The sequence below is a fragment of the Adlercreutzia mucosicola DSM 19490 genome, from assembly GCF_000422625.1.
Classification (GTDB): Bacteria; Actinomycetota; Coriobacteriia; order Coriobacteriales; family Eggerthellaceae; genus Adlercreutzia; species Adlercreutzia mucosicola.
The window spans coordinates 1-1,629 of the sequence record NZ_AUGK01000026.1; the positions used below are offsets into that span (position 1 = coordinate 1).

Genomic DNA, 1,629 nt, shown 5'->3' on the forward strand with positions numbered 1-1,629 from the left:
GCCTGAGACGCGAGACGAAGCGACTTGGCGAAGCCGGTGAGCCCATGCTTCCGAGAAAAACCTCTAGGGAGTGCCGTCGGCGCCCGTACCAAAACCGACACAGGTGGGCGGGTAGAACATACCGAGGCGATCGGGAGAACCACGGTTAAGGAACTCGGCATACTGGCCCCGTAACTTCGGGAGAAGGGGCGCCCCCGCCGGTGAAGGACCTCGCGTCCGGAGCTAGTGGGGGCCGCAGCGAAACGGCCCAAGCGACTGTTTATCAAAAACACAGGACTCTGCAAAGCGGCAACGCGACGTATAGGGTCTGACGCCTGCCCGGTGCCGGAAGGTTACGCGGATGTGTCAGCCGCAAGGCGAAGCACTGAAGCCAAGCCCCGGTAAACGGCGGCCGTAACTATAACGGTCCTAAGGTAGCGAAATTCCTTGTCGGGTAAGTTCCGACCTGCACGAATGGCGTAACGATTTGGGCGCTGTCTCAACCGTGGACCCGGTGAAATTGTACTGTTCGTGAAGATGCGAACTACCCGCGGAAGGACGGAAAGACCCCGTGAACCTTTACTGCAGCTTGGCATTGGCATCTGGTACGGCGTGTAGAGGATAGGCAGGAGCCTTTGAAGCGGGGGCGCAAGCCCCCGTGGAGGCGACCTTGGAATACTGCCCTCGTCGTGCCGGCTGCCTAACGCGCGGCCGTGACCCGGCGCGCGGACCGTGCCAGGCGGGTAGTTTGACTGGGGCGGTCGCCTCCCAAAACGTAACGGAGGCGCGCACAAGGTCCGCTCAGGACGGTCGGCAACCGTCCCGAGAGCGCAAGAGTGCAAGCGGGCTTGACTGCGAGACGGACAGGTCGAGCAGGGACGAAAGTCGGTTCTAGTGATCCGGCGGCCCAGAGTGGAATGGCCGTCGCTCAACGGATAAAAGGTACTCCGGGGATAACAGGCTGATCTTGCCCAAGAGTCCACATCGACGGCAAGGTTTGGCACCTCGATGTCGGCTCATCGCATCCTGGGGCTGAAGTCGGTCCCAAGGGTACGGCTGTTCGCCGTTTAAAGCGGTACGCGAGCTGGGTTCAGAACGTCGTGAGACAGTTCGGTCCCTATCCTCCGCGGGCGCAAGGGAGTTGAGGAGATCTGCCCCTAGTACGAGAGGACCGGGGTGGACGGACCTCTGGTGACGCGGTTGTCGACCAACGGCACCGCCGCCTAGCTACGTCCGGCACGGATAACCGCTGAAGGCATCTAAGTGGGAAGCCGCCTCCGAGATGAGCTCCCTCTCCGGTAAGGGCCCTCGTAGACCACGAGGTCGATAGGGCGCAGCTGCAAGCAGGGCGACCTGCTCAGGCGAGCGCTACTAATAGCCCGAGCTCTTCTTCATTGCCAGTAACATGCGATCCGGTCGTGATGGGATGTCGCGCGCATGCAGGCGCCAGGGCGGCGCGGGGGAGGCCCCACGCCCCTCGGCGGCAGGATATCGCCGCGCGGGAGCGCCTCCCGCGAGCGGAACCATGGAGTGGGGGATCACCCGATCCCATTCCGAACTCGGCAGTTAAGCCCCACCTCGCCGAAAGTACTGCGGCGCGAGGCCGCGGGAGGACAGGTCGTTCCGCTCGCAGGGGGCGCTTTTTCGCGC

At 63.2% G+C, this 1,629-nt stretch carries 2 rRNA genes; both read left to right on the forward strand.

Annotation, left to right across the window (positions count from 1 at the left end):
- Positions 1-1,375, forward strand: a 23S ribosomal RNA gene (locus G503_RS0111010); the annotation flags it as partial.
- A gap of 119 nt (positions 1,376-1,494) precedes the next feature.
- A 5S ribosomal RNA gene (gene rrf, locus G503_RS0111015) occupies positions 1,495-1,609 on the forward strand.
- Positions 1,610-1,629 lie beyond the last annotated feature (20 nt).